The 212-nt window shown below is 44.8% G+C and carries 1 protein-coding gene; it reads left to right on the top strand.

What is annotated here, in order from left to right; translation table 11 throughout:
• On the top strand, positions 1-212 hold a 212-nt coding region (locus FC83_RS13475; protein ID WP_269083191.1), incomplete at both ends, for a reverse transcriptase domain-containing protein.

The following is a 212-nucleotide window of genomic DNA, read 5'->3' as shown; positions in this document are numbered from 1 at the left end:
AAGCGTAAGCTTGGAATCCCAACTGTGGTCGATCGACTTGTTCAGCAAGCTGTCGCCCAAGTGATGTTGCCAAGGTTTGAAAGGATATTCTCGGATAACAGTTTTGGCTTTCGACCGAATCGAAGCGCTCATGATGCCATCAAACGGGTCACAGCGCTGTATGACCAAGGTTATCATTATGTGATTGACCTAGATTTAAAGTCATATTTCGA

Origin of the sequence: Agrilactobacillus composti DSM 18527 = JCM 14202 (genome assembly GCF_001436375.1) — a bacterium.
In the GTDB taxonomy this organism is placed as follows: Bacteria; Bacillota; Bacilli; order Lactobacillales; family Lactobacillaceae; genus Agrilactobacillus; species Agrilactobacillus composti.
This window is presented reverse-complemented; position numbering and strand designations above follow the sequence as displayed.